The 6,165-nt window shown below is 62.5% G+C and carries 4 protein-coding genes; all 4 read left to right on the top strand.

Going from position 1 to position 6,165, the window contains the following annotated elements:
- Positions 1-207: 207 nt before the first annotated feature.
- The 4 genes from HNO86_RS29945 to HNO86_RS29930 are packed head-to-tail and all read left to right on the top strand — an operon-like array spanning position 208 to position 5,845.
- A complete protein-coding gene (locus HNO86_RS29945) occupies positions 208-1,554 on the top strand; it encodes a hypothetical protein (protein ID WP_175380546.1) in 1,347 nt (448 codons plus the stop codon).
- A gap of 35 nt (positions 1,555-1,589) precedes the next feature.
- Positions 1,590-3,845: an Ig-like domain-containing protein gene (locus tag HNO86_RS29940; protein WP_175380545.1), complete on the top strand. Its 2,256-nt coding sequence runs from the start codon at positions 1,590-1,592 to the stop codon at positions 3,843-3,845.
- A gap of 59 nt (positions 3,846-3,904) precedes the next feature.
- Complete coding sequence (locus tag HNO86_RS29935) at positions 3,905-4,369, top strand: curlin (RefSeq protein WP_175380544.1); 465 nt, start codon at positions 3,905-3,907, stop codon at positions 4,367-4,369.
- A gap of 27 nt (positions 4,370-4,396) precedes the next feature.
- Positions 4,397-5,845, top strand: a complete 1,449-nt coding sequence (locus tag HNO86_RS29930; RefSeq protein WP_175380543.1) for a curlin — start codon at positions 4,397-4,399, stop codon at positions 5,843-5,845.
- The last annotated feature ends 320 nt before the right edge of the window (positions 5,846-6,165 follow it).

The following is a 6,165-nucleotide window of genomic DNA, read 5'->3' as shown; positions in this document are numbered from 1 at the left end:
TCCCCCACCCATCCTTGTGCCCCCACCTACCCCCAATTCTGGGGAAAAAGGCCCGTTCCCACATTTGGGGGAACCGTCCCCCAACATCAGGTCAACGCCTGTGAGCCGGGCGTCTCACGGCTGAATTCGGCAATTGGCATGGGAGTTGCCGAAGACCTGCCAACTGACCCATTTCAAGGGACAGGTACTTTGATAGAGGGAATACTCATGCACCCTTTACTGTCCAAAACCGCGATCGCACTGGCTGTGACCGCCCTGGCTCAAGGCGTTGCTCAAGCCGCGCTGTTCGCTGTAGATACCGGCCCTTACCTGCCAGCTAACGGAAATTTCGCTGCCTGGTATCAGGACACCCACGGAAGGACCCTTGATCTTTGCCTGACCAAAGCTGTCAGTTCCAGGGTTGCCGGCGCTCCAGGCGCACCGGCCTACATGTGCCTGTTGAACCCCAACCCCGGCATCTTCGACGACACGCAGCCCATCGTTTTCCCGACCAATTTTCCCGATGAAGCGTTCTGGTTTACCGGTGACGGTTCGATCGTCGACGCCGCCAGCGGCATTGATCTGACCTATGTCAGCGCCCTGGAAGCCGCCTTCGCCGCCGAAGATCCGGTCGAGGGTGATCAGGTCAGTTTTGGCCGGATCCGTATCCGGGTCGACGTGCCCGTTGCCGGCACCTATGTCATCACCCACCCCTACGGCGTGGATGTGTTCAACGTCGATACCCCCGGCCGTCGCGCGATCAACATGACCCGCGATATCGGCATCGGCTCGCCGAAAACCTACGACGGCGCACTCAAGAGCGACCTCGGCCCATTCCTGCGCAGCCTTAACGGACCTTACACCGAGACCAACCCGGTGACCGGTGCGGCGGAACAATTCGTGGGTGACCCGAACCTGGAAGAAGCCTTCACCGGCAGCCCGTTCAACACCAACTACATCCGCATCGAAGGCCCTGGCGGCATCGACCTGCGCACGACCGTGATGGCCATTTCCGGCAAGTTGTCCACTGTGGTCCGCCCGACTCCGATCATTGCCGAGCGCAGCACTTACTCACGCAAGGCCGGTGCCAGTGCACCTGTCGCCCAGCAGGACGTGTTCGTGATGGCCCCGCCACCACCGGCCACCGTGACCCTGACCAGCAACACCCCGGCGCTGAACCTGACCGAGGCCGACACCACCGGCCACTGGTACGCCCAGTCCGCCACCAACCCGACGTTGCCGAGCACCTTGTCATTGACCGCCGACAACCACGTGGCCATCCCCAGCAGCACGCCGACCACGGTGCCTTCGCCGCTGACCGACCTGGTGGTGATTTCCCAGGCTGAATACAACCTGCATACCGGACAGCTCACTGTCGTGGCCTCTACCAGCGATGAGACCTCGCCACCGGTGCTCACCGTCACCTCCGGTACCGGCGTCGCCATCGGCGCCCTGAGCGGCGACGGCGCAGTGAAATCGCTGTCGACCGGCATCTCGCCGATTCCACCGGCCAAGGTCAAGGTGACGTCATCCAATGGCGGCACCGACATCGAAGACGTGGTCATCGTGCAATGAACGCACTCATGCCCAGATCCGTATCAGGAGGCATCATGAACAAGTGGCCACGCTTCGCACTCAACACGCTCGGGCTGACTATCTCGCTCTGCGGCAGTGCTGCGTTCGCGCAACTCGCCGCCGTCGACCCCGGCCCCTACACCTTCGCCACGGGGAAATTCCCCATGTGGTATCAGGACAACAATCTGCTGTCGCTGGAACTGTGCCAATCCAAGGCCACCAGTACCCGGGCACCCGGCGCTCCCGGCGCGCCCGCCTACATGTGCATCCTGAACCCTGAGCCCGGTGTCTTCGACGACACCCTGCCGCTGGTGTTCCCGGATAACTGGCCACCGGAATCATTCTGGTTCCTGGCCGAGACCAGCATCAACGACAACGCCGCCGGCTATGGCGTGGATGCCTACGTGGCCGGGATCGAAGCGGCCTTCGCCTCGGAAAATCCGATCGAGGGCGATCAGCAGAGCTTCGCGCGGATTCGCATGCGCATAAACATTCCGGTCGCCGGCACCTACACCATCACCCACCCCTATGGACAGGAAACGGTCACGGTCGCCACACCAGGCCGTCGCGCGATCAACATCACCCGCGACATCGGCATCGGCGCACCGGGCAACTTCAGCGGCGCGCTCAATGGCGCGGTCGGGCCTTTCCTGCGCAGCGTCAACGGCCCTTACACCGAAGTGAACCCGGAAACCGGCGGCATCGATACCTTCATCGGCGACCCGAACATCAGCGAACCGGTCACCGGCAGCCCCAACAACACCAACTTCCTGCGCATCCAGGGACCGGCCGGCACCATCGAGACCAACCTCTTTACCGTGTCCGGCAAAGTGCTCGACAGCCGTCAGCAAACCGCTGTGGAAATCGGCCGTGCCACTTACCGCCGTACTTCTACCGGCCCGGGCACCAGCAGCACCCAGGTTGAGGTCTTCGGCAAATCGCCCACCGGTTCCACCCTGTGCTTCCGCGAAACCGTGGCACTGGTTCCCGGACCACCGCCTACACCGTGCCTGACCGCCATGGTCGGCGACCCCAATGGCCAGTACTTCGCCCAGCGTCTGGTCGGCACCAACGTGCCACCGGTGGTGGTGGTCACCGCCACCAACCCGAGCGGCACCACTCGGCCAACGGCGGTATCGAGCAAGGTCTCGGACGTGGTGAAAGTGCAGACTGCGCGCTACAGCTGGAGCGATCACACCCTGCGCATCGAAGCCAGGTCCACCGATGAAGTGGTGGTCCCGGACATGGTCGCCCAGGGCTACGGTCGCCTGACCAAAGCCGGCACCCTGCAGACCCTGACCGTTACCGATCTGCGTCAGCCACCGGCCACCGTCACCATCAAATCCGCCGCCGGCGGTGTCGATGTCGAGCCTGTGGTCGTGGTCGGTACAGCGCCGGACACCGGTGAGAACCAGGCACCGATCTCCATCGCCGACACCGGCAACACCAGCTTCGGTGTGCCGATTACCCTCAACTTGCTGGCCAACGACAGCGACCCGGACAACAACAATCCGTTGAGCATCACCGCGCTGACTCAACCGCCGACCGGCCAGGGCACCGTCGTACTGAGCGGCACCACCGCGGTCGTCTACACCCCGCCAGCGGTGGTCAATGCTCCGCTGACCACGTCCTTCACCTACAAGGCACAAGACGTGAAAGGCCTGGCCTCGACCACGGCGGCCACCGTGACCATCACCGTGGCGCCTAACCAGGCTCCGACGGCGGTGGCCGACAGCGCCACGACATTGGGTGTGGCCATCCCGATCGACGTGCTGGTCAACGACACCGATCCGGAAAACAACCTGCCGCTCGCCGTCGCCAGCTTCACTCAGCCACCAACCGGCCGCGGCACCGTCACCAACAATGGCACCGGCCTGACCTATACCCCACCGGCCACGGTCACGACGGCCTTCACCACGACCTTCACCTACTTCGTCCGTGACAGCTTCGGCGCCGTCTCGACGACCCCGGCGACGGTCACGGTGCAAGTCTCGCCACGGCCTGCTGCGGAAACCTTCGCGGTGACCACGGCGACGGTGTCGGCCCGCTCCAATAACCGCTTCACCTGGGACTTTGCAGGGACCTCGTCGGTGACCACAGGCAACACCATCACCATCAGGGTCACCACCCCGACCGGGCTGCAGACCCTGGGCACCACCACGGTGCCGGTGACCGGTCGCTGGCGGTTCACGGCGAACAACAACACCGCAGTGGTTCCGTCGGCGAACCCGACAGCCACCATCACCTCGTCCCAAGGCACCACCCGCACAGTTCAGGTGATTTCGAACTGAGCCCACGCCCCCTCCACTCACCGGGTGGAGGGGCCCGATTCTCGCGAAGGGAAGACGCCATGAAAAAGTCGACCGCCGCCCTGCTCTGCCTGCTCCTGCTTTGCGGCACTGCCGGGGCGCGGGCCGACGATTTGATGGAGAACGATGACCTGGCGCCCGGCGCCGATCTGGGTGAGCTGCCGCCTGTAGTGATAGGCCAGCACGCACTGATCGACCAGAACGGCCAGGCCAACATCGCACTGGTGCAACAGAACGGCCAGTCGCTGCTCGGCCAGATCGTGCAGCAAGGGAGCAATCAGGAAGCCTGGATCCTGCAACAAGGCAGCGACCTGATGGCATTGATCAACCAGCAGGGTTACGGCAACTCCGCGTCGATTACCCAGACCGGCAGCAGTAACCGCGCACAGATATCCCAGAACGGCAACAACAACGACGCCAACATCGTCCAGGCTGGCACGGGGCAGCAGAGTGCTGTGACCCAGGCAGGAAATGGAATGAGCGTTTCGGTCACCCAATATCGCTAAAGCACTGCACTTCTTGGAGGTTTCATCATGTTCAAATTGACGCCCCTTACCGCCGCAATCCTGGTTGTTGTCAGTGTCCAGGCCATGGCTGATGAAAGCGAATCCACCCAGGGCCAGTACGGTACCGCCAACATCGCCAACGTCAAGCAGACCAACGCGCCCGGCAGCACCATTACCCAGCTGCAGGTCGGCACCGGCAACGATGCGGCCGGCGTGCAGGACACCGCCACCAGCACCATCACCCAGAATCAGACCGGCGACTACAACGCAGGCTACGCCGAGCAGCTGTTCGAAGACGGCAGCGTCATCACCCAGAACCAGATCGGCTCGCTCAACGTCTCACATGCCAGCCAGTCGATCGGTGTCGGCAGCGGTGAGGTGTTGCAGCAGCAGGAAGGCAACGGCAACTTCTCGTTCGTCTATCAGGACAGCCAGGAAGGTACGACCGGCCATACCTTCCAATACGGTGACAACCACCAGGCCAACATCGAACAGGTCGACGTGGGCGGCGGTAACAACGCCGTGCTCATCCAGTATGGCGACAGCAACTACGCCACCGCCGAACAGATCGCTCAGATGAACGGGCAGATCAGCATCAACCAGTCCGGCAACATCAACTACGCCTACGCCGACCAGCGTAGTGGCGACGGCAGCACCACGACCATCAACCAGTTGGGCGACGAAAACGGCACCGAAGTCTGGCAAGACACCCAGGTCGCCAGCTCGGCCACCATCAACCAATTTGGTAACACCAACGAAACCATCGTTGACCAGAGCTTCGGCTCGGATAACGTGGCCAATGTGCTGCAAGTCGGTGACCTCAACGCCATCTATGCCGACCAGTTCGAGTCCATCGGTTCCACTGTCGGCATCTACCAGGAAGGCGTCGGCAACGTTCACTTCACCTACCAGAGCGGCGACAGCCATGTGCTCAACGCCAACTCGGTGGGTAACGACAACAAGGTCTACGCCAGCAACTGGAAAGGCCCGCAACTGGGCGGCCAGTTCGGCTCCAGCCAACGCGCCACCGTCAACCAGAACGGCGATGGCAACATTGCCAGCTTCAAGCAGGATGGCATCGGCCACATCATGACCACCAACCAGACCGGTACCGGTAACAAAACCACGGTCAGCCAGGCCGCTGCCTACAACGAGCTGTACTTCGACCAGAACGGTAGCGACAACATCCTGATCTCCGATCAGCGCGGCACCACCAACCTGGCCCAGGGCAGCACCAATGGTACCGGCAACAGCACCGAGTTCAACCAGGATGGCACCGGCAACCAGGCGTACACCACGCAGCTGTATGGCGAGGACAACATGATCACCGTCAAGCAGGCTGACACCATGAACGTGGCCTACGTCACCCAGGGTGGTACCGGCAACATCACCAGTGTCGACCAGGGCGGCAGCTCCCAGACTGCGAACGTCCAACAGTTTGGCGATGCCAACCAGGCGACCGTGTATCAAAGATAATCGCGCGGCGTGAAAACCGCGGCCCTTGGGGGAGGGTCGCGGTTTTTTTATGGGCGGGATTTGGGGAGTGCGGGGGGCCGATGGAAATCCTGAATTCCTGTGGGAGCGAGCCTGCTCGCGATGCTTTTCTGAGTACATATCCATTTCTGCGGTAACGGCCGCTATTGGTTCCGCCCTTACGGCGGGTCACTTTGAAAAGCGCAAAGTAACCAAACGCTTTATCCCCTGACGTCCGGTGCCTCGCTGTGGCTCGGCATCCCCTCGCTCCGGTCCTGCTCCGTGGGCCCGCCGCCATCGGCCATCCATGGCCGGGGGCGGCT

The organism is Pseudomonas sp. C1C7 (assembly GCF_013359595.1).
In the GTDB taxonomy this organism is placed as follows: Bacteria; Pseudomonadota; Gammaproteobacteria; order Pseudomonadales; family Pseudomonadaceae; genus Aquipseudomonas.
Note: the sequence above shows the minus strand (reverse complement) of the source record. Positions and strands in the feature narration are given on the sequence as shown.

Bases quoted from the DNA above. Each gene is read 5' to 3' on its own strand.
- HNO86_RS29940 (WP_175380545.1), top strand. From the start codon at position 1,590: ATGAACAAGTGGCCACGCTTCGCACTCAACACGCTCGGGCTGACTATC.
- HNO86_RS29935 (WP_175380544.1), top strand. From the start codon at position 3,905: ATGAAAAAGTCGACCGCCGCCCTGCTCTGCCTGCTCCTGCTTTGCGGC.
- HNO86_RS29945 (WP_175380546.1), top strand. From the start codon at position 208: ATGCACCCTTTACTGTCCAAAACCGCGATCGCACTGGCTGTGACCGCC.
- HNO86_RS29930 (WP_175380543.1), top strand. From the start codon at position 4,397: ATGTTCAAATTGACGCCCCTTACCGCCGCAATCCTGGTTGTTGTCAGT.